Annotated in this window: 19 protein-coding genes; 18 read left to right on the top strand and 1 reads right to left on the bottom strand. The window is 59.9% G+C overall.

Annotated features, from left to right (window positions below):
- Window positions 1-15: 15 nt before the first annotated feature.
- The 7 genes from KIK84_RS00810 to KIK84_RS00780 all read left to right on the top strand — a co-directional run bounded on the left by KIK84_RS00810 (window position 16) and on the right by KIK84_RS00780 (window position 7,638).
- The gene (locus KIK84_RS00810; protein ID WP_214121085.1) at window positions 16-1,149 is read left to right on the top strand and encodes an ABC transporter substrate-binding protein; all 1,134 of its coding nucleotides are present in this window, start codon (window positions 16-18) and stop codon (window positions 1,147-1,149) included.
- 70 nt (window positions 1,150-1,219) lie between these two features.
- Window positions 1,220-2,260: a branched-chain amino acid ABC transporter permease gene (locus KIK84_RS00805; RefSeq protein ID WP_214121084.1), complete on the top strand. Its 1,041-nt coding sequence runs from the start codon at window positions 1,220-1,222 to the stop codon at window positions 2,258-2,260.
- A gap of 89 nt (window positions 2,261-2,349) precedes the next feature.
- Complete coding sequence (locus KIK84_RS00800; RefSeq protein ID WP_214121557.1) at window positions 2,350-4,116, top strand: branched-chain amino acid ABC transporter ATP-binding protein/permease; 1,767 nt, start codon at window positions 2,350-2,352, stop codon at window positions 4,114-4,116.
- Between the two features lie 9 nt (window positions 4,117-4,125).
- Window positions 4,126-4,860, top strand: coding sequence for an ABC transporter ATP-binding protein (locus tag KIK84_RS00795; protein WP_214121083.1), 735 nt, complete (start codon window positions 4,126-4,128; stop codon window positions 4,858-4,860).
- Window positions 4,857-6,533: an acyl-CoA dehydrogenase family protein gene (locus KIK84_RS00790; RefSeq protein ID WP_214121082.1), complete on the top strand. Its 1,677-nt coding sequence runs from the start codon at window positions 4,857-4,859 to the stop codon at window positions 6,531-6,533. Before KIK84_RS00795 ends, KIK84_RS00790 begins: the two co-directional genes overlap by 4 nt.
- A 10-nt stretch (window positions 6,534-6,543) precedes the next feature.
- The gene (locus tag KIK84_RS00785; protein WP_214121081.1) at window positions 6,544-7,029 is read left to right on the top strand and encodes a MarR family winged helix-turn-helix transcriptional regulator; all 486 of its coding nucleotides are present in this window, start codon (window positions 6,544-6,546) and stop codon (window positions 7,027-7,029) included.
- 12 nt (window positions 7,030-7,041) lie between these two features.
- Window positions 7,042-7,638: a hemerythrin domain-containing protein gene (locus KIK84_RS00780; protein ID WP_214121080.1), complete on the top strand. Its 597-nt coding sequence runs from the start codon at window positions 7,042-7,044 to the stop codon at window positions 7,636-7,638.
- A gap of 19 nt (window positions 7,639-7,657) precedes the next feature.
- On the opposite strand, the gene KIK84_RS00775 is transcribed toward KIK84_RS00780, so the two are convergent.
- Window positions 7,658-8,578, bottom strand: coding sequence for a LysR substrate-binding domain-containing protein (locus tag KIK84_RS00775; protein ID WP_214121079.1), 921 nt, complete (start codon window positions 8,576-8,578; stop codon window positions 7,658-7,660).
- Between the two features lie 104 nt (window positions 8,579-8,682).
- On the opposite strand from KIK84_RS00775, the gene KIK84_RS00770 reads away from it, so the two are divergent.
- From KIK84_RS00770 to KIK84_RS00720, 11 genes are all read left to right on the top strand, one after another.
- Entirely contained in the window at window positions 8,683-9,384 is a 702-nt protein-coding gene (locus tag KIK84_RS00770; RefSeq protein WP_214121078.1) for a substrate-binding domain-containing protein, read from the top strand.
- Window positions 9,385-9,423: 39 nt separating this feature from the next.
- Window positions 9,424-10,467, top strand: a complete 1,044-nt coding sequence (locus tag KIK84_RS00765; RefSeq protein WP_214121077.1) for an amidohydrolase family protein — start codon at window positions 9,424-9,426, stop codon at window positions 10,465-10,467.
- A gap of 1 nt (window position 10,468) precedes the next feature.
- Entirely contained in the window at window positions 10,469-11,152 is a 684-nt protein-coding gene (gene ligK, locus KIK84_RS00760; protein WP_214121076.1) for a 4-carboxy-4-hydroxy-2-oxoadipate aldolase/oxaloacetate decarboxylase, read from the top strand.
- A gap of 83 nt (window positions 11,153-11,235) precedes the next feature.
- The gene (locus KIK84_RS00755) at window positions 11,236-11,757 is read left to right on the top strand and encodes a TRAP transporter small permease (RefSeq protein ID WP_214121075.1); all 522 of its coding nucleotides are present in this window, start codon (window positions 11,236-11,238) and stop codon (window positions 11,755-11,757) included.
- Window positions 11,754-13,076 carry a TRAP transporter large permease gene (locus KIK84_RS00750; RefSeq protein WP_214121074.1) on the top strand — a complete coding sequence of 441 codons (1,323 nt, stop codon included), beginning with the start codon at window positions 11,754-11,756 and terminating at the stop codon, window positions 13,074-13,076. The genes KIK84_RS00755 and KIK84_RS00750 overlap by 4 nt, the downstream gene beginning before the upstream one ends.
- Before the next feature lie 17 nt (window positions 13,077-13,093).
- Complete coding sequence (locus tag KIK84_RS00745; protein ID WP_214121073.1) at window positions 13,094-14,119, top strand: TRAP transporter substrate-binding protein; 1,026 nt, start codon at window positions 13,094-13,096, stop codon at window positions 14,117-14,119.
- Between the two features lie 8 nt (window positions 14,120-14,127).
- Window positions 14,128-15,060 (top strand): amidohydrolase family protein, encoded by a 933-nt coding sequence (locus KIK84_RS00740; protein WP_214121072.1) that lies wholly within the window; start codon window positions 14,128-14,130, stop codon window positions 15,058-15,060.
- 1 nt (window position 15,061) lies between these two features.
- Window positions 15,062-15,505: a protocatechuate 4,5-dioxygenase subunit alpha gene (gene ligA / locus KIK84_RS00735; RefSeq protein ID WP_214121071.1), complete on the top strand. Its 444-nt coding sequence runs from the start codon at window positions 15,062-15,064 to the stop codon at window positions 15,503-15,505.
- A gap of 3 nt (window positions 15,506-15,508) precedes the next feature.
- Window positions 15,509-16,378 carry a class III extradiol dioxygenase subunit beta gene (locus KIK84_RS00730; protein ID WP_214121070.1) on the top strand — a complete coding sequence of 290 codons (870 nt, stop codon included), beginning with the start codon at window positions 15,509-15,511 and terminating at the stop codon, window positions 16,376-16,378.
- 13 nt (window positions 16,379-16,391) lie between these two features.
- On the top strand, window positions 16,392-17,342 hold the full coding sequence (locus tag KIK84_RS00725) for a Gfo/Idh/MocA family oxidoreductase (protein ID WP_214121069.1): 951 nt from the start codon (window positions 16,392-16,394) through the stop codon (window positions 17,340-17,342).
- Between the two features lie 31 nt (window positions 17,343-17,373).
- Entirely contained in the window at window positions 17,374-18,387 is a 1,014-nt protein-coding gene (locus tag KIK84_RS00720; protein ID WP_214121556.1) for an aldo/keto reductase, read from the top strand.
- Window positions 18,388-18,400 lie beyond the last annotated feature (13 nt).

The raw sequence follows: 18,400 nt of genomic DNA, 5'->3' as shown, positions 1-18,400 counted from the left end.
AAAGAGGAGACAACCATGAAACTGTTCAAGATGAACCTAGTCGGCACCGCTATTGCCCTGCTGGCTACCAGTGCAATGGCCGACATCACCATCGGCGTGGTCGTGCCGCTGACCGGCCCGGCCTCCGGCCTGGGCATTCCGGCCGCCAATCAGGTCAAGCTGTGGCCCAGCACGATTGCTGGCGAGAAGCTCAAGGTCACCGTGCTGGATGACGGCACCGATCCAACCAACGGCAGCAAGCTTGCCAAGCGCTTCGTCACCGAGGACAAGGTGGACGTGATCGTCGGCTCCGTCGCCACCCCCGTGGGCGTGGCTATTGCCGATGTGGCGATGGAAAGCCAAACACCCCAGCTGGCCCTGACCCCCGTTGTCCTGCCTCCCGGCAAGGATGTTTGGACTTTTCGTCTGCCACAGTCCAATGATGTGATGGCCTACGCCATGGTCAACCACATGAAAAAGATGGGCGTCAAGACCGTGGGTTTCTTGGGTTACACCGACGCCTATGGCGAGCAATGGCTCAAGGCTTTCACCGCCGAAAGTGAAAAGGTTGGCATCAAACTCGTGGCGGTAGAGCGCTTTGCCCGCTCAGATACCAGCGTGACGGCCCAGGCCCTCAAACTCGTGGCAGCCAACCCCGATGCCATGTTGATCGTTGCCTCTGGCAGCGGCGCTGCCATGCCACACAAAGCCGTGGTCGAGCGCAATTTCAAGGGCAAGATTTACCAGACACACGCCGCTGCCACCAAGGATCTGATGCGCATCGGTGGCAAGGATGTAGAAGGCTCCTACGTGGTCTCTGGCCCTGTGATCGCGCCCGAGCAGTTGCCCGACAGCAATGCCTCTAAGAAGACTGCATTGGACTTTGTTGCCAAGTACGACAAGGCTTACGGCGCGGGCACCCACAACCAGTTCGCTGGCCACGCCTATGACGTGGTACTGGTGCTGGAAAAGGCGGTTCCGTTGGCTCTGAAGAAGGGCAAACCCGGCACACCCGAGTTCCGTGCAGCCTTGAAGGATGCCTTCGAGACCATGGGCCGCACGGTCGTAGCGCACGGTGTGCTGAACTGGACCAAGGACAACCACTGGGGCTACACCAACGACACGGGCGTGATGGTCAAGGTTGTCAACGGCGACTGGAAAGTCGACTGAAATGTGTGCGCCCACCTTGGGGCGGCCCGGGGTGGGCTAGCAACGAATTCAACAAACGATAAGGTTTGCCATGGACTTTTCGATCGCCAGCATTTTGATGCTGGACGGTGTGACCAACGGTGCTGTCTATGCCCTGCTGGGCTTGGCCACGGTGCTGGTCTTTACCGTCACGCGTGTCATCTTCATTCCGCAGGGCGAATTCGTCGCTTACGGTGCCTTGACGCTGGCCATTTTGCAGACCGGCAAGGTTCCTGGAACGGTGTGGCTGCTGCTCATCCTGGCCACTCTGGCGGCGGCCATGGATGCGACCGAGGTTTGGCTGCGCCAGCGCAACGTGGCGCGTTGCCTCCAAGCCGCAGGCAAGACGCTGGCCGTGCCGCTGGTCGTAGCCGCCCTGACCGCATGGCTGGCCCCCATGCAAACGCCCCTGCTGGTGCAGGCGGCGCTGTCCGTGGCCGTGGTTACCGCCTTTGGTCCGCTGGTGTACCGGGTGGCTTATCAGTCACTCGCCGATGCCACGCCGCTGGTGCTGCTCATCGTCTCGGTAGGCGTGCACTTTGCCATGACCGGCTTGGGCCTCTTGTTCTTCGGCGCTGAGGGATTCCGCAACCCGGCGTTCTGGGACTTGCGCTTGGTGCTAGGCCCTATCAGCCTAACCGGCCAGACGCTGATCGTCGTGGCTGCGTCGGCTGCACTCATCGTGCTGCTGTGGTTGTTTTTCGAACGCTCGCTGTACGGCAAGGCGCTGCGCGCCACTGCCGTGAATCGGCTGGGAGCGCGCCTCATGGGCATCTCTTCCCCGGCAGCCGGTCAGCTCACCTTTGCCATGGCGGCCTTCATCGGCGCGTTGTCGGGCCTGCTGATCGGCCCCACCACCACGGTGTTCTACGACACGGGCTTCCTGATTGGCCTGAAGGGCTTCGTGGCCGCCGTGGTGGCAGGCCTGTCCAGCTACCCTGGTGCGCTGGTCGGCGCGTTGTTTGTTGGCGTGGTGGAGGCTTTCGGCTCCTTTTACGCCAGTGCCTTCAAGGAAGTCATTGTGTTCACCATCATTTTGCCGGTGTTGCTATGGCGCTCCCTGCACGGCAGTCATTCGGATGAGGATCACTAAAAATGAAACACCCACGCTCTTTCACTTCGGGTAGTTCGCTGCCCCCCGGGGGGGCCGTTAGCGCCTTCGGGCGGCCAGGCAGCGCTGGCATGCTGGCGCGCAAATATGGTTTGTGGGTGCTGGTTGCCGTACTCATTGCGGTGGCCGTGCTGCCACTGCCCGATTTCTGGATCACCCAGCTCAACTACATCGGCCTCTACAGCCTGACCTGCCTAGGCCTAGTACTGCTAACAGGGGTGGCCGGTCTCACCTCCTTCGGGCAGGCCGCCTTTGTGGGCATCGGTGCGTATGCCAGCGCTTGGCTCACGCTCAATGCAGGCCTGTCCCCTTGGGTGACGCTGTTCATCGGGCTGGGTATCACGGCTGCATCGGCCTGGATCGTGGGCAGCCTCACGCTGCGCATGTCGGGCCACTACCTGCCGCTGGCAACCATCGCTTGGGGACTTTCGCTGTACTACCTGATGGGCAACGTCGACGCCCTGGGCAAATACGACGGCCTGCTGGGTGTGCAGGGCCTGTCCCTGTTCGGCTATGACCTGGGCCAAGGCCGGGGCTTTTATGTGCTCACTTGGACATTGGTGGTGCTGGCGGCGTTGGCGGTGTTGCACCTGCTGGACTCCCGTGTAGGCCGCGCCATGCGGGCGCTGCGCACCGGCACCCTGATGGCCGAGGCAATGGGTGTCAACACCTTGCGTTTCAAGATCATCATCTTCCTGATTGCCGCGCTCTTGGCATCGCTCTCGGGCTGGCTGTTCGCGCACTTCCAGCGCACGGTGAACCCCTCGCCATTTGGTTTGAAGATGGGCATCGAGTACCTGTTCATGACCGTGGTGGGCGGCGTGGGCCATGTCTGGGGCGCTATCACCGGTGCACTGTTGACCAAACTGCTGGAAGACCAGTTGCAGGTACTGCTGCCCCAGTTGCTTGGAACCAGCGGCAGCTTCGAGATCATCGTGTTTGGCATCGTACTGGTGCTGATGCTCAAACACCTCCCTCATGGTCTGTGGTCTTTTGTGGATAAGCGCCTGCCACGCCCCCAGCGTATGCAGGATTGGGCCGATGCCCCTGTGTTGCCCGAGAAGCCCAAGCCCGCCAAGGACGAGTTGGTGTTGGACGTGCAGGCCATTCGCAAGAAGTTCGGCGGCTTGGTGGCGGTGAACGGCATCAGTTTTCAGATCAAGGCGGGGCAGATCGTCGGCCTGATCGGGCCCAATGGTGCGGGCAAGTCCACCACGTTTAACCTGATCTCCGGCGTGCTGCCCCTCACCAGCGGCGATGTGGTGTTTCGTGGTCAGAAGATTGGCGGCCTGCGTTCGCGCGAAATTGCCGCACGCGGTATGTCGCGCACCTTCCAGCACGTGAAGATGATCCCAGACATGACGGTACTGGAAAACGTGGCCTTGGGTGCCCATCTGCGCGGATCCAAAGGCGTTCTCAGCGCCATGACCCGCATGAACCGTGCCGAGGAACAGCAACTATTTCGCCAGGCCCAGTGCCAGCTTGAGCGCATCGGCATGGGTGCCTACCTGCACGAGCAGGCCGGTAACTTGGCGATGGGCCCGCAGCGTTTGATGGAAATCGCCCGTGCCCTGTGCGGCGATCCGGCCTTGCTACTGCTGGATGAACCCGCCGCTGGCCTGCGCCACAAGGAGAAACAAGCCTTAGCCGATGTGCTGCGCCAACTGCGCAGTGAGGGTATGAGCATCCTGCTGGTGGAGCACGACATGGACTTGGTGATGGGCATCTGCGACCACTTGGTGGTGATGGAGTTCGGCACTTTCCTGACCGAAGGCACGCCCGAATTCATTCAGCAAAGCCCTGAGGTGCGCGCTGCGTACTTGGGTACCGAACACTAAGGAGCCGCAATGACTACCCCTCTCCTGCAAGTCAACGGCCTGCGCGCTGGTTACGGCCGTGCCGAGGTGCTGCATGGCATCAATCTCTCTGCCAACAAGGGCAGCGTCATCACCGTGATCGGCCCCAACGGTGCCGGAAAGTCCACCCTGCTCAATACCCTGATGGGCATCTTGCCCGGTCAGGGCGGCATTCAGTTCGATGGCAAACCCATTCTGGATACAACATTGGAAGAGCGCGTGATGCAGGGCGTGGCACTGGTGCCCGAGAAGCGTGAGCTGTTCGGTTCCATGTCGGTGCAAGACAATCTGGTGCTGGGCGGTTTTCGCCAGATGCGCCTGAAGAATGCCCAGTGGCGCGACCGCTTGGCCGATGTGTACGACCTGTTCCCGCGCCTGAAAGAGCGCCGCATCCAATTGGCCGGTACGCTGTCCGGCGGCGAGCGCCAGATGCTGGCAGTCGGCCGCGCCCTGATGAGCCGGCCCAGCCTCTTGATGCTCGACGAGCCCAGCCTAGGTCTAGCCCCGCTGGTGGTGCGCGAGATCTTCAACATCATCACCGAGCTGCGCCAGACTGGCGTGACCATCGTGCTGGTGGAGCAGAACGCCCGCGCTGCTTTGGCCGTGGCCGACTACGGTTACGTGCTGGAAATGGGTGAACTCAGCGTGCACGGCCCTGCTGCCGATCTGGCAGAAGACCCGCGTGTGATTGCCACCTACCTCGGTTCTGCTAAGAAGACTGCATGAATTCCTACCACCCCCCAGTGGCCGACATGGTCTTTATCCTGCAGACCGTGCTGCAGGCCACGACACAACTCCAAGCCCTGCCTGCGTATACCGAAGTCGATGCCGACCTGTTACAGCAGGTGCTCGAAGAGTCCGGCAAGTTTGTCGGCGAGGTCATTGCGCCATTGAACCGCATCGGGGACGAAATAGGCGCTCAGTGCAAGGATGGTCAGGTCACCATGGCACCTGGCTTTCGTGATGCCTACCAGGCCTTCTGGCAGGCTGGTTGGCCTGCGCTCTCGGCCGCGGTGGAGGACGGCGGTCAGGGTTTGCCCTCCGTGCTGGAGGCTACTCTGTACGAAATGCTCAGTGCCGCCAACCACAGCTGGACCATGGCACCGGGCCTGCTGCACGGCGCCTACGAGTGCCTCAAGCACCACGGCTCGCAGGAACAGAAAGATCAATACATCCGCAAAATCGCCACCGGCGAATGGCTGACCACCATGTGCCTGACCGAACCCCAGGCCGGCAGCGACCTTGGCTTGGTTCGTACCAAGGCCACACCACAGGCAGATGGCAGCTACGCCCTGTCGGGCACCAAGATATTCATCTCCGGCGGCGAGCACGACCTGTCCGACAACATCGTCCACTTGGTGCTGGCCCGCCTGCCCGATGCACCGCCGGGGCCCAAGGGACTGTCACTGTTCCTCGTACCCAAGTTCTACCCCGACGGAACCCGCAGTGCGGTGCACTGCGAACGCATTGAGGAAAAAATGGGACTGCACGGCAGTCCGACCTGCGTGATGCGCTTTGACCAGGCCCGCAGCTCAATCATCGGTGAACCGGGTCGCGGCCTCAATGCCATGTTCGTGATGATGAACGCCGCACGCCTGCATGTGGCCCTGCAAGGCATAGGCCTCTTGGAGGCTGCTTGGCAGAAAGCCAACGCCTATGCCCATGAGCGTCGCCAGATGCGTGCACCCGGAGCCAAAGACATTAGTGTGGTTGCCGACCACCCAGCCATCCGCCGCATCCTAGACACCCAGCGCGCTTGGATCGACGGCGCTCGTGTGCTGGCCTACCGCACCGCGCTGGAATTGGACATGGCCAAGCACCATGCGAACACTGCGCGGCGTGAGGCTGCGCTGCGCTGGTGCAGCTTTGTCACTCCGGTCATCAAGGCCGCCTTCACACACCAAGCTTTCTATGGTGGCAGCGAATGTCTGCAGGTGTTTGGCGGGCACGGCTATGTGTCCGAGTGGGGCATCGAGCAGCATGTGCGCGATGCCCGCGTGGCCATGATCTACGAGGGCACCAACGAGATCCAAGCCATCGACCTGCTGGTGCGCAAAGTGCTGCCCGATGGTGGCGAGGCTTTCTGCGATTGGCTCAATGGGCTGTGTGGCAACGGCCACCCCGACGATGCACTAAGTAGCTCTGTGCGCACCCTGCAGGGACTCACCGCCCGTCTCGCGCAGGCGGCCCAGCACAACCCGGCCTTGCCATACTGGGTGGCCGACGACTACCTGCGCGCCGTAGCCCTGCTGCTGCTGCAGTGGGCCTGGGTACAGATTGCCTCGCAGGCGTCTGCGGATGCGATGCGTTGGAACGCCCCGGCGCAGGCGTTTGCGCGCTGGGTGTTGCCTGAGTTGGAGATGCGCCTAGCTATGATCAAAAGCGCCTCCACTTCTTGACCGCTGCACCATGGACATTTCCCATAAAACCACTCCCGACTTAACCGCTGACACCGCCGTGGATCTGGTGGACACGCGCTTCCTCGAGTCCCTGCTGGGGTACAACACGCGACGGGCCACACTGGTCATCATCGGCGCGTTTTTGGAGCGCATGGAACAGTTCAATCTGCGCCCGGTCGACTTCTCGGTGGCTTCGCTCATCGTGCACAACCCCGGCATCACCTCGCGCCAGCTCTGCGCTACGCTGGGCCTGTTGCCGCCCAATCTGGTGGGCCTGATCAACACCTTGGAAAAGCGTGGACTCATCACGCGCCGCCCCCACCCCAACGATGGTCGCGCCATGGGCTTGCACCCTACGCCAGCCGGTATCGCACTGATGCAGGTGGCCGAACAAGAGGCTTTCGACGTGGAGGCCCAGGCCGCCTCCACCCTGACCGCCACCGAGCGCAAGACCTTGATCCGCCTGCTGCAAAAGGTCTACCTCACCTCCACCTAGCCCCAACCCACCATGACGCCCCAACAACAAGCCCTGTCCATCGTCCGCAACGAGCACATCACACTGATTGCCGTGATAGACGCTCTCAAGTACGTGGCCACCGACGTGGCTGCGGGCAAACTCACGCCCGACTACAAGCTGCTGTGGTCCATCCTTTACTACATAGAGGAATTCCCCGAGCGCCTGCACCATCCTAAGGAAGACGCGGTGCTGTTCCCACGCCTGCGTGCGCGCACGGCAGACATCAACGCCACCTTGGACGAACTGGAACGCCAGCATGTCAACAGCCAACCCGCACTGGATCGTCTGAAGGCCGTGCTAGGCCGCATGGAAGCCGATATTCCCGGTGCCAAGGCCGAATTTGCCGAGCGCTGTGCCACCTACGCGGGCTTTCACCGCCAGCACATGGCGCTGGAAGAAGCGGTGGTGCTGTCCAAGGCCACTGAGGTTTTTACGGACCAAGACTGGGTTGAAGTAGCCCAAGCCTTTGCGCAAAACAAGGATCCGCTGCGCAATGGTGCAGTGCACGACAGCGACTGGTTCCGCCAGTTTTACCGCCACATCGTGGCCTTGGTGCCTGAACCGTGGGGGGTGGGAGAGCGCAAGTAGGCCAACCTTTGGCCAACCATCACCGGTAGTACTGCATCGCCTCGCGCACCACGTCCGCTACCACCGCCTGTACCGCTTTGTGCGTTCCTGTGACGGGGCGGTGGGCCGACGTAACAAGCATCAGTTCGCACACCAGTTGGGGGTTGAACAGCTTGCGGGTTGAAAACACCTGCGCTTTGTCGATATGGCTGAGCGTGTAGGGCGGCAAAACGGCAAAGCCCAAACCCTCGCCCACCAGTTCCAGTATGGCGTTAAGGCCGTCCACCTCCAGCTCGATACGGGGCTTTAGTCCCAAGCGCACCAGTTCGGTCTCAATCAGGATGCGAAAGGCGTTGGGTCGGCTGGGCAGGATCAGGGGCAACTCGGCCAATGTGGCCAGCGGCATGCGGCTTTTCAGGCGCACATCGGGCACGCGCTTGATAGCGGCCTCGGACGCAATCAATACCAAGGTTTCGCGGCGCAGCACTTGGATTTCGATGTCGGGCGAGTGCGGTGTGTTGTAGAGCAGGGCCATGTCCAACCGTCCCGAACGCAAGCCCTCGTTCATGGCCACAGAAAACCCTTCGGTCAGCGTCAGGCGCGCCTGAGGCATGCGCTTGCGGAACTCCAGCGTCAGGGGGACGGAGATGAGCTTGCTGAGCGATGGCGGCAAGCCGATGGACACATGGCCTCCCAACGCGCCGCGGGTGGCCTCTAATTCCTCACGTGCTAGCGCTACTTGGTGCAGGATGCCGCGCCCGTGTTCCAACAACACCAGGCCCGGATCGGTCAGCGTCACGCCGCGCCCGTTGCGCAGCATAAAAGTCTGACGCAGCTCAACCTCTAGCTGGCGAACGTGGCGGCTCAGCAGTGGCTGCGGCAGTCCCAGTGCAGTAGCAGCGCGGGTGAAACTGCCCAGTTCAGCCACGCGGACAAAGGATTCGAGTTGTTTGAGGTCCATGTCGTATATCGGTATAACGCTTCACAAGCTATGCATTTCAGTTATAGCAGATAGTGGCCAATTTCGCACGACAAACGGGGGGGGCAATCCCTAGAATTTCCCGCATGCACACCCCCTGCGCAAACACCCTGACTGGCATTTCCTCCATGGCCACCCGTGCCGTGCTGGCCGACCTCGTACAAGCCTATGTGCAGCAGGGGGGCTCGCCCATTGCTATTGAATCGGTGGGTGGAGTGGACGCCGCCAAACGCGTGCAAGCCGGTGAATCCTTTGATGCGGTGTTCCTGGCTGGCGATGCCATCGACAAACTGATTGCCAGCAGCCATGTGCTGCCCGACAGCCGCGTGGATCTGATGCGCAGCGCTGTCTCGGTGGCTGTGCCAGCCGGTGCCGCGCTGCCAGATATCAGCAGCGAGGCCGCCTTGCGCGCCACCGTACTGGCCGCTCCCACCATTGGTTATTCCACCGGCCCCAGTGGTGTGGCACTGGTGAGGCTGTTTGAGCGCTGGGGCTTGGCCGCCGAACTGCACAGTCGCATTGTGCAGGCACCTGCTGGTGTACCCGTGGGCACGCTGGTGGCGCAAGGCAAGGTGGCGCTGGGCTTTCAGCAGACCAGCGAGTTGTTGTTCGTCCCCGGCATCACCCTTGTCGGCCCCATGCCAGACGAGGTAGCCATACTGACTACGTTCTCCGCCGGCATCTGCACCACCTGCCGTGACGTGCCTGCCACGCATGCCCTGCTGGAGTTCTTTGCCTCACCCGCCGCCTTGGCCGCCAAACGCCGCCAAGGCATGGAAGCGGTTTGAGTGAAGCCCCCCCTAGAAGATGCCCCCAGAGAGAGACCCATGAAACAACATTCCCTCATCATCGACTGCCACGGCCACTACACCACGGCCCCCAAGGCACTGGAGAACTGGCGCAATGCGCAGATCGCCGGTATCAAAGACCCGGCAGCCATGCCCAAAGTGGCCGACCTGAAGATCAGCGACGACGAGCTGCGCGAGTCCATCGAGACCAACCAGCTCAAACTGATGAAAGAGCGCGGTAGCGACATCACCCTGTTCAGCCCCCGCGCCAGCTTCATGGCCCACCACATTGGCGATTTCAACGTCTCCAGCACCTGGGCGGCCATCTGCAACGAGCTGTGCTACCGCGTCAGCCAGCTCTTCCCCAACCACTTTGTGCCCGTGGCCATGCTGCCGCAGTCGCCCGGTGTCGATCCGGCCACCTGCATCCCCGAGCTGGAAAAGTGCGTGAAGGAATACGGTGCCGTCGGCATCAACCTGAACCCCGACCCTTCCGGCGGCCACTGGACCAGCCCCCCGCTGACCGACAAGCACTGGTATCCCATCTACGAAAAGATGGTGGAGTACGACCTGCCCGCCATGATCCACGTGAGCACCAGCTGCAACGCGTGCTTCCACACCACTGGCGCGCATTACCTGAACGCTGACACCACGGCCTTCATGCAGCTTATCCAGGGCGATCTGTTCAAGGACTTCCCGACTCTCAAGTTTTTGATCCCCCACGGCGGCGGCGCGGTGCCTTATCACTGGGGTCGCTTCCGCGGTTTGGCGCAAGAGATGAAGAAGCCACTGCTGCAAGAACACTTGCTGAACAACGTGTTCTTCGACACCTGCGTGTACCACCAGCCCGGCATTGACCTGCTGAACACGGTGATTCCGGTGAAGAACGTGCTGTTTGCCAGTGAAATGATTGGTGCAGTGCGTGGCATCGACCCCACGACCGGGCATTACTACGACGACACCAAGCGCTACATCGAAGCCAGCAAGATCCTGAGTGCCGAAGACAAGCACCAGATCTACGAAGGCAACACGCGCCGCGTGTTCTCCCGACTCGATTCACGCCTGAAGGCAAAGGGGCTTTGATATGTATGAACTAGGCGTTGTCTACCGCAACATCACCCGCGCTGACCGAGCAGCCGCCGACGGCCTAGCCGCCCTTGGCTCGGCCACCGTGCACGAGTCCATGGGCCGCGTGGGTTTGCTCAAACCCTATATGCGGCCTATACAGACAGGCGTGCAGGTCAGTGGTACCGCCGTGACCGTGCTTCTGCACCCCGGCGACAACTGGATGATGCACGTCGTGGCAGAACAGATTCAAGCAGGTGACATCGTGGTTGCCGCCATTACGGCCGAATGCACCGATGGTTATTTTGGCGATTTGCTGGCCACTTCCTTTCAGGCACGTGGCGCGCGGGCGCTCATCATTGATGCGGGTGTGCGCGATGTGCGCACGCTCAACGAGATGAACTTTCCGGTATGGAGCAAGTGCATTTCCAGCAAGGGCTGTATCAAAGAGACCATTGGTTCCGTCAACATCCCGGTGGTGTGCGCTGGCATGCTAGTGACCCCTGGCGACGTGATCGTGGCCGACGATGACGGCGTGGTGTGCGTGCCTGCATCCCGTGCCGTAGAAACGCTGCAAGCAGCGCAGAAACGAGAAAGCTTTGAAGGTGAGAAGCGCGCCAAACTGGCCAGCGGCGTGCTGGGCTTGGACATGTACAAGATGCGCGAATCGCTGGAAAAAAAAGGACTGCGCTACATCGACTGAATCCGGAGGCCCCTGCAGCAATCTGCTGGCAACGTACCGGCACAGCAGGGTCTCAAGACAAGCACTAAAAATGAGGAGACAAGATGACCAACATATTGAGCGAGAGTGCGCCGCCGCAAGCCAGAGACTGGCTTGAGCGCTTGTGCGATGCCAGTGCCGCGGTTGGCGCACTGGTGCTTCTGGCCATTGCATGCATGACCACGTTCAGCGTCATTGGGCGCGCCTTTTTTGCCTACCCCATATTGGGCGACGTCGAGCTGGTGCAGCTAGGTGGTGCGGTAGTAGTGGCATCGTTCATGCCGTTCACACAGTACCGAAGCGCCAACATCATCGTGGACTTTTTCACGACTGGGGCCAGTGCGCGCACCCAGCATCGCATGGACACACTGGGCGTGCTGCTGTACACCAGCGTGATGGCTTTGGTGCTGTGGCGCGTGGCGGTCGGTGGCTTGGATATCCACTCTGCGGGTGAACGATCGATGCTAATGGATCTGCCCCTGTGGATTCCTTACTTGCTCATGCTCCCAGGTCTGGGTTTGTGCGTGCTGATTGGTTTGGTACAACTGCACCGCATGCAGCACGTCGATGGAAGAGCGACTGTATGAGCACCATGGCGATTGGTTTGGCAATGTTTGGAGCCATGCTGCTGTTGATGACGGTGCGTGTTCCCATCGCAGTGGCCATGTTTGTACCCGGCGCTGTGGGCTATTGGATGCTGTCTGGCTGGTATCCGCTGCTATCTCATCTCAAAGGGGCGGTCTACGCTCGGGTATCGGTGTATGACCTGTCCGTCATTCCGCTGTTCATGTTAATGGGTGGGTTGGCGGTGCAGGGGGGAATGGCTAAAGCACTCTTTGATTTCGCCAATGCCGTGTTGGGCCGTTTTCGAGGCGGTATGGCCATGGCGGGTGTGCTCGCCTGTGCAGCATTTGGCTCTATCTCGGGTTCTACCGTGGCGACGACCGCCACCATCGCCCAAGTGGCATACCCGCAAATGCGCCGCATTGGATACAGTGGCCGTTTGGCCACCGCCGCGCTGGCCACAGGTGGCACCATGGGGGTACTGCTGCCACCCTCAGTAACGCTGATGGTTTACGCCATCTTGACTGAGCAGAACATCACCAAGATGTTTTTAGCGGCCTACGTACCTGCGCTGCTGGCTGCCATCGGCTACCTGATTGCGATTGCTGTGGTGGTGCGCATGCATCCCGAGCAGGCACCTGCTGCAAAAACTGCATCGGCCAGCGAAGTGCTGCAAGCCGGGTTGCGGGTGTGGCCTATCGTGGCCATTTTTGCGGTGGTGTTTGGTGGTATTTATGGCGGCTTGTTCACCGCCACCGAGGGTGCTGCCATTGGCGTGGTGCTGACGCTGGGCATCACACTGGTACGCGGCGAAATCAACCGTGAAAAGATGGTCGCCGCAGTGCGTACGACCGCGCAGACCAGCGGTATGATTTTTCTGATCTTCATCGGCGCTGACATGATTAACGCCTCTTTGGCCTTGTCACAGTTGCCGCGCCAATTGGCCGACGTGGTGAGCCATCTGCAGCTATCGCCCATGATAGTCATGGCGGGCATCATGGTGTTCTACGTCATTCTCGGCTGCGTCATGGATGAGATGAGCATGATCTTGCTGACCGTGCCAACACTGTTCCCAGTGATTATGGGGATGGACTTCATGGGCTTGGAGGTATCAGATAAGGCGCTGTGGTTCGGCATCCTAATCCTGACGGTATGCGAGATCGGAATGATCTTCCCCCCCGTGGGACTGAACGTCTACATCATGAACGGCTTGGCACGCGATGTCCCGATGGTGGAGACCTACAAAGGCGTAATTCCCTTTTTGTTGACCGATGCTATTCGGTTGACCCTGCTCATCATGTTCCCTGTGCTGACCCTGTGGTTGGTGCAAATCTTGACGTAAATAACTAGGAGACAAACATGAAATTTCGACGCATTCTTGCCTCTGTCGGTTGGGGCTTGTTGGCACACAACGCCATGGCTCAAGAAGTTACCCTCAAAGTTCACCACTTTCTGCCCGCTACCTCTGCGGCGCAGACGCTGTTCATCAATCCTTGGTGCGACAAAATCGCCAAAGAGTCCAATAACCGCATGAAGTGCCAGATCTACTCTTCAATGCAGTTGGGCGGCACTCCTCCACAGTTGTTTGAACAAGTTCGGGATGGTGTGGTAGACATCATTTGGACTTTGCCTGGCTACACCGCAGGGCGTTTTCCATCGTTGGAAGCGTTTGAACTGCCATTCATGATGCAGAGCCCCGAAGGAACCAGTAAGGCGCTCTGGGATTACGCCCAAATCCACAGCGCCAATGAGTTCAAGGATGTCAAACCTCTCGTTTTCCACGTGCACGGTGATGGCGTCTTTCACATGACCAAAAAACCGATCAAAACCATGGCCGATCTTCGCGGCCTCAAGCTGCGTGCCCCTACGCGATTGACCAATAAATTCATCGCTATGCTGGGGGCCACGCCGGTGAGCATGCCCGTGCCGCAAGTGGGTGATGCCTTGTCCAAGGGGGTGATCGACGGAGCCGTCGTGCCTTATGAAGTGGTTCCCGCAGTCAAAATTCACGAGCTGGTGAAGTACCACTCAGAGACTGATCCGGCGGAACCAGCGTTCTACACATCCACTTTTGTGTTGGCGATGAACAAAGCCAAGTATGACGCATTGCCTGCAGACTTGAAGAAGGTGATCGATGCCAATTCAGGTCAGGCAGCGTCCGCAGGAGCTGGCAAAGCCTTTTTACAAGCCGATGTGGATGGCAAAAAACTGGTGAACCAAGCGGCAATCAACATGATTTCAGCGACCGAACTGGTGCAGTGGAAGGCACTGGGCAACAAACTCGCAGCAGAGTGGGTGAAAGAGATGAATGGCAAAGGCATGGATGGCCAAAAGATGCTGGACGACGCCCGTGCTCTCATCGCCAAATACAGCGCTAGCAAGTAGGCCCCACTATGACCCAATTGACCACTGACAATTTTCTGAAGACGAACGGTTGGCTCGATTGGTACGCCCAGCCGTCCCAACCCCGTTTCCAGTTGCCCGCAGGGGCGGTGGATGCCCACTGCCACGTGTTTGGCCCGGGTGCTGAGTTTCCCTACGCGCCTGAGCGCAAGTACACGCCCTGCGATGCCAGCAAGTCCCAGCTCTTTGCGCTGCGTGATCACCTGGGCTTCTCGCGCAATGTGATCGTGCAAGCCACCTGCCATGGCGCGGACAACCGCGCGCTGGTCGATGCCTGCCTGTCGTCCAACGGCAAAGCGCGCGGCGTGGCCACGGTCAAACGCAGCGTGAGCGATGAGGAACTGCAAACGCTGCACGCGGCCGGCGTGCGCGGCGTGCGCTTCAACTTCGTCAAACGTCTGGTGGACTTCACGCCCAAGGACGAGCTCATGGAGATTGCGGGCCGTATCGCCAAGCTGGGCTGGCATGTGGTGATCTATTTCGAGGCCGTGGACCTACCTGAGCTGTGGGACTTCTTCACTGCGCTACCCACCACGGTGGTGGTGGACCACATGGGCCGCCCCGATGTGAGCAAGCCCGTGGACGGCCCCGAGTTCGCGCTCTTCCTCAAGTTCATGCGCGAACACAAAAATGTGTGGAGCAAGGTAAGTTGCCCCGAGCGTTTGTCGGTGACCGGCCCCAAGGCCTTGAACGGCGAACAGGCCGCGTACAAAGACGTGGTGCCCTTTGCGCGCAAGATCGTGCAGGAGTTCCCTGATCGCGTGCTGTGGGGCACCGACTGGCCGCACCCCAACCTGAAAGACCACATGCCCGATGACGGCCTGCTGGTGGATTTCATACCGCACATAGCCCCAACAGCAGAGCTGCAAAAGAAGCTGCTGGTAACCAATCCGATGCGGCTCTATTGGCCAGAGGAAATCTAAGATGTCATTAGAAAAACCCTACAAGGACGTGCCCGGCACCATCATTTTTGATGCCGAGCAATCACGCAAAGGCTACTGGCTCAACCAGTTCTGCATGAGCCTGATGAAAGCAGAAAACAGAGATCGGTTCAAAGCCAACGAACGCGCCTATCTGGACGAATGGGCTATGACTGAAGAGCAAAAGCAAGCGGTACTGGCAAGAGACCTGAACTGGTGCATGCGTACGGGTGGGAACATCTACTTTTTGGCCAAGATAGGTGCTACCGATGGCAAAAGTTTCCAGCAAATGGCAGGCTCCATGACCGGTATGACCGAAGACGAATACCGCGCCATGATGGTTGGCGGGGGACGCTCGATAGAAGGCAATCGTTACATTGGTGAAGACGGTGACGCACAGGCTCACCGTCAGCCGCAAGGCAAAGCCAGCCAGGCCAAAAAGGATTGATACATGGCACGCATCACAGCATCTGTTTACACATCGCATGTACCGGCTATCGGCGCAGCCATGGATTTGGGCAAAACGCAGGAAGACTACTGGAAGCCTGTTTTCGCAGGCTACGATTTTTCCAAGCAATGGATGAAGGACAACAAGCCCGACGTCGTTTTCCTCGTCTACAACGACCATGCCACGGCCTTCAGTCTGGATCTGATTCCAACCTTTGCCATCGGCACGGCTGCGCAATACCAACCTGCTGACGAAGGCTGGGGCCCGCGTCCTGTACCAGTGGTACAAGGCCACCCTGCACTGGCCAGCCACATTGCGCAAAGCGTGATCCAGCAAGATTTTGACCTGACCATCGTCAACAAGATGGATGTCGATCATGGTCTAACCGTACCGCTGTCACTGATGTGCGGCGAGCAAAACCCCAAGACTGGCTCTTGGCCCTGTCCTGTCATTCCCTTTGCGGTGAACGTGGTGCAGTACCCTGTGCCCAGTGGTCGCCGTTGCTTCCAACTGGGTCAAGCCATAAGACGGGCCGTGGAGAGCTATGACGAAGACCTGAACGTGCACATTTGGGGGACAGGCGGCATGAGCCACCAGTTGCAGGGCGCACGCGCAGGCCTTATCAACCGCCAGTGGGACAACGCTTGGCTCGACCGACTCATCAACGACCCTGAAGGCTGCGCCGCCGTGCCGCACATCGACTATGTGCGCGAAGCGGGTAGCGAAGGCATTGAGCTCGTGATGTGGTTGATCGCGCGCGGCGCGATGAGCGACGTAGCGGGCAAGGGCCCGGCACCGAAAGTCGCTCACCGTTTCTATCATGTGCCTGCGTCGAATACGGCGGTGGGCCACCTGATTTTGGAAAATCAATAAAAGGATATTCACTATGACGATCAAAGTTGCACTCGCCGGTGCCGGCGCTTTCGGTATCAAGCACCTGGACGGCATCAAAAACATCAAGGATGTGGAAGTCGTGTCCCTGATCAGCCGCGATTTGGACAAGACCCGGGAAGTGGCCGACAAATACGGCATCCAACACGTCACCACCGAGCTGGCCGACAGCCTGAAGATCAAGGAAGTCGATGCGGTGATCCTGTGCACGCCCACGCAGATGCATGCCGCGCAGACCAAGGCCTGCCTTGAGGCCGGCAAGCACGTGCAGGTGGAAATTCCGCTGTGCGACGTGCTGAAGGAAGGCGAAGAAGTCTTGGCCTTGCAGAAGCAAACCGGCAAGGTGGCCATGTGTGGCCACACGCGTCGCTTCAACCCCAGCCACCAATACGTGCACAAGAGGATCAAGGCCGGTGAATTCAACATCCAGCAGATGGACGTGCAGACCTATTTCTTCCGCCGCACCAACATGAACGCGCTGGGTCAGCCGCGTAGCTGGACGGACCATCTGCTGTGGCACCACGCCGCGCACACGGTCGACCTGTTCGCCTACCAGTGCGGCAGCCCCATCGTGAAGGCCAATGCCATCCAAGGCCCGATCCACCCCACGCTGGGCATCGCCATGGACATGAGCATCCAACTCAAGGCGGCCAATGGCGCGATCTGCACGCTGAGCCTGTCATTCAACAACGATGGCCCTTTGGGCACCTTCTTCCGTTACATCGGCGACACGGCGACCTACATCGCGCGTTATGACGATCTGGTCAACGGCAAGGAAGAGAAGATCGACGTGAGCAAGGTGGATGTGTCGATGAACGGCATTGAGCTGCAAGACCGCGAGTTCTTCGCCGCCATCCGCGAAGGCCGCGAGCCCAACGCCAGCCTGGCCCAGGTGTTGCCTTGCTACCAGGTGCTGCACCAGCTGGAGCAGCAGCTTCAGGCCTAATCTGCCTTTACAGGAGTCCCCCATGTCTGCCATGCCACAGCGCGCTTTAGGCCCCTTTACTGTCAGTGCCATTGGCTTAGGCTGTATGAATCTGGATCATGCCTATGGCCCTGCTGCCAGTGAAGCCGATGGTGAACGCCTGCTGCTGCAAGCCCTGGATGCGGGCTACACCCTGCTGGACACTGCCACGCTCTACGGCAGTGGTCGCAATGAAGAGCGCTTGGGTCGGGTGCTGGCACAGCACCGCCAGCGCTACACACTGGCCAGCAAATGCGGTATGGCCATAGTGCCTGTGGATGGCAAACCGCAGCGCGTCATCGATGGCCGCCCAAGCACGCTGCGCCAGCAATGCGAAGACAGCTTGCGCCGATTGCAAACCGATGTCATTGACCTCTATTACCTGCACCGCTGGGACAAGCGCGTTCCCATCGAAGACAGTGTGGGGGCACTGGCCGACTTGGTACGCCAAGGAAAAATCCGTTGCATCGGACTGAGTGAGGTTTCAGCCGCGACCTTGCGCAAAGCCCATGCGGTGCACCCCATAGCCGCAGTGCAAACCGAATACTCGCTGTGGACACGCAATGCCGAAATCGCCGTGCTCGATGCCTGCCGTGAACTGGGGGTGACCTTTGTGGCGTTCAGCCCAGTCGGGCGTGGTTTTTTGTGCGACACCCTGCACGACACGCAGTCACTGGATGCCAAAGACATTCGCCGCGCCATGCCGCGCTTTACAGCGGCACATTGGCCCACCAATGTGGCGTTGCTAGACGCTTACCGGGTGATGGCACAGGAAGCGGCTTGCACCCCCGCCCAGCTGGCGTTGGCTTGGTTACTACACCGTGCACCCCACATTGTTCCTATTCCAGGAACGACCCAACGGCAGCACTTGTTAGACAACGCCGCCGCGGCCCAACTGAGCCTGTCCGCTGCGCAGATGGATCAGTTGGAGGCCCTTATCAACCACGCCACGGTATCGGGGCCACGCTACGACGCCCATACCAGCCAAGAAGTCGATACCGAATCATTTGACTGCGTCCATTCTTGAATGGCTACAGCGC

Source organism: Curvibacter sp. CHRR-16, from assembly GCF_018474005.1.
Lineage (GTDB): Bacteria > Pseudomonadota > Gammaproteobacteria > Burkholderiales > Burkholderiaceae_C > Allorhodoferax.
Note: the sequence above shows the minus strand (reverse complement) of the source record. Positions and strands in the feature narration are given on the sequence as shown.

What these genes read in the sequence shown, in the direction of transcription:
- KIK84_RS00750 (WP_214121074.1), top strand. Translation starts at nt 11,754, where the DNA reads ATGAGCACCATGGCGATTGGTTTGGCAATGTTTGGAGCCATGCTGCTG.
- KIK84_RS00745 (WP_214121073.1), top strand. Translation starts at nt 13,094, where the DNA reads ATGAAATTTCGACGCATTCTTGCCTCTGTCGGTTGGGGCTTGTTGGCA.
- KIK84_RS00780 (WP_214121080.1), top strand. Translation starts at nt 7,042, where the DNA reads ATGACGCCCCAACAACAAGCCCTGTCCATCGTCCGCAACGAGCACATC.
- KIK84_RS00740 (WP_214121072.1), top strand. Translation starts at nt 14,128, where the DNA reads ATGACCCAATTGACCACTGACAATTTTCTGAAGACGAACGGTTGGCTC.
- KIK84_RS00730 (WP_214121070.1), top strand. Translation starts at nt 15,509, where the DNA reads ATGGCACGCATCACAGCATCTGTTTACACATCGCATGTACCGGCTATC.
- KIK84_RS00720 (WP_214121556.1), top strand. Translation starts at nt 17,374, where the DNA reads ATGCCACAGCGCGCTTTAGGCCCCTTTACTGTCAGTGCCATTGGCTTA.
- KIK84_RS00810 (WP_214121085.1), top strand. Translation starts at nt 16, where the DNA reads ATGAAACTGTTCAAGATGAACCTAGTCGGCACCGCTATTGCCCTGCTG.
- KIK84_RS00765 (WP_214121077.1), top strand. Translation starts at nt 9,424, where the DNA reads ATGAAACAACATTCCCTCATCATCGACTGCCACGGCCACTACACCACG.
- KIK84_RS00775 (WP_214121079.1), bottom strand. Translation starts at nt 8,578, where the DNA reads ATGGACCTCAAACAACTCGAATCCTTTGTCCGCGTGGCTGAACTGGGC.
- KIK84_RS00725 (WP_214121069.1), top strand. Translation starts at nt 16,392, where the DNA reads ATGACGATCAAAGTTGCACTCGCCGGTGCCGGCGCTTTCGGTATCAAG.
- KIK84_RS00785 (WP_214121081.1), top strand. Translation starts at nt 6,544, where the DNA reads ATGGACATTTCCCATAAAACCACTCCCGACTTAACCGCTGACACCGCC.
- ligA (WP_214121071.1), top strand. Translation starts at nt 15,062, where the DNA reads ATGTCATTAGAAAAACCCTACAAGGACGTGCCCGGCACCATCATTTTT.
- KIK84_RS00800 (WP_214121557.1), top strand. Translation starts at nt 2,350, where the DNA reads ATGCTGGCGCGCAAATATGGTTTGTGGGTGCTGGTTGCCGTACTCATT.
- KIK84_RS00770 (WP_214121078.1), top strand. Translation starts at nt 8,683, where the DNA reads ATGCACACCCCCTGCGCAAACACCCTGACTGGCATTTCCTCCATGGCC.
- KIK84_RS00805 (WP_214121084.1), top strand. Translation starts at nt 1,220, where the DNA reads ATGGACTTTTCGATCGCCAGCATTTTGATGCTGGACGGTGTGACCAAC.
- KIK84_RS00755 (WP_214121075.1), top strand. Translation starts at nt 11,236, where the DNA reads ATGACCAACATATTGAGCGAGAGTGCGCCGCCGCAAGCCAGAGACTGG.
- KIK84_RS00795 (WP_214121083.1), top strand. Translation starts at nt 4,126, where the DNA reads ATGACTACCCCTCTCCTGCAAGTCAACGGCCTGCGCGCTGGTTACGGC.
- KIK84_RS00790 (WP_214121082.1), top strand. Translation starts at nt 4,857, where the DNA reads ATGAATTCCTACCACCCCCCAGTGGCCGACATGGTCTTTATCCTGCAG.
- ligK (WP_214121076.1), top strand. Translation starts at nt 10,469, where the DNA reads ATGTATGAACTAGGCGTTGTCTACCGCAACATCACCCGCGCTGACCGA.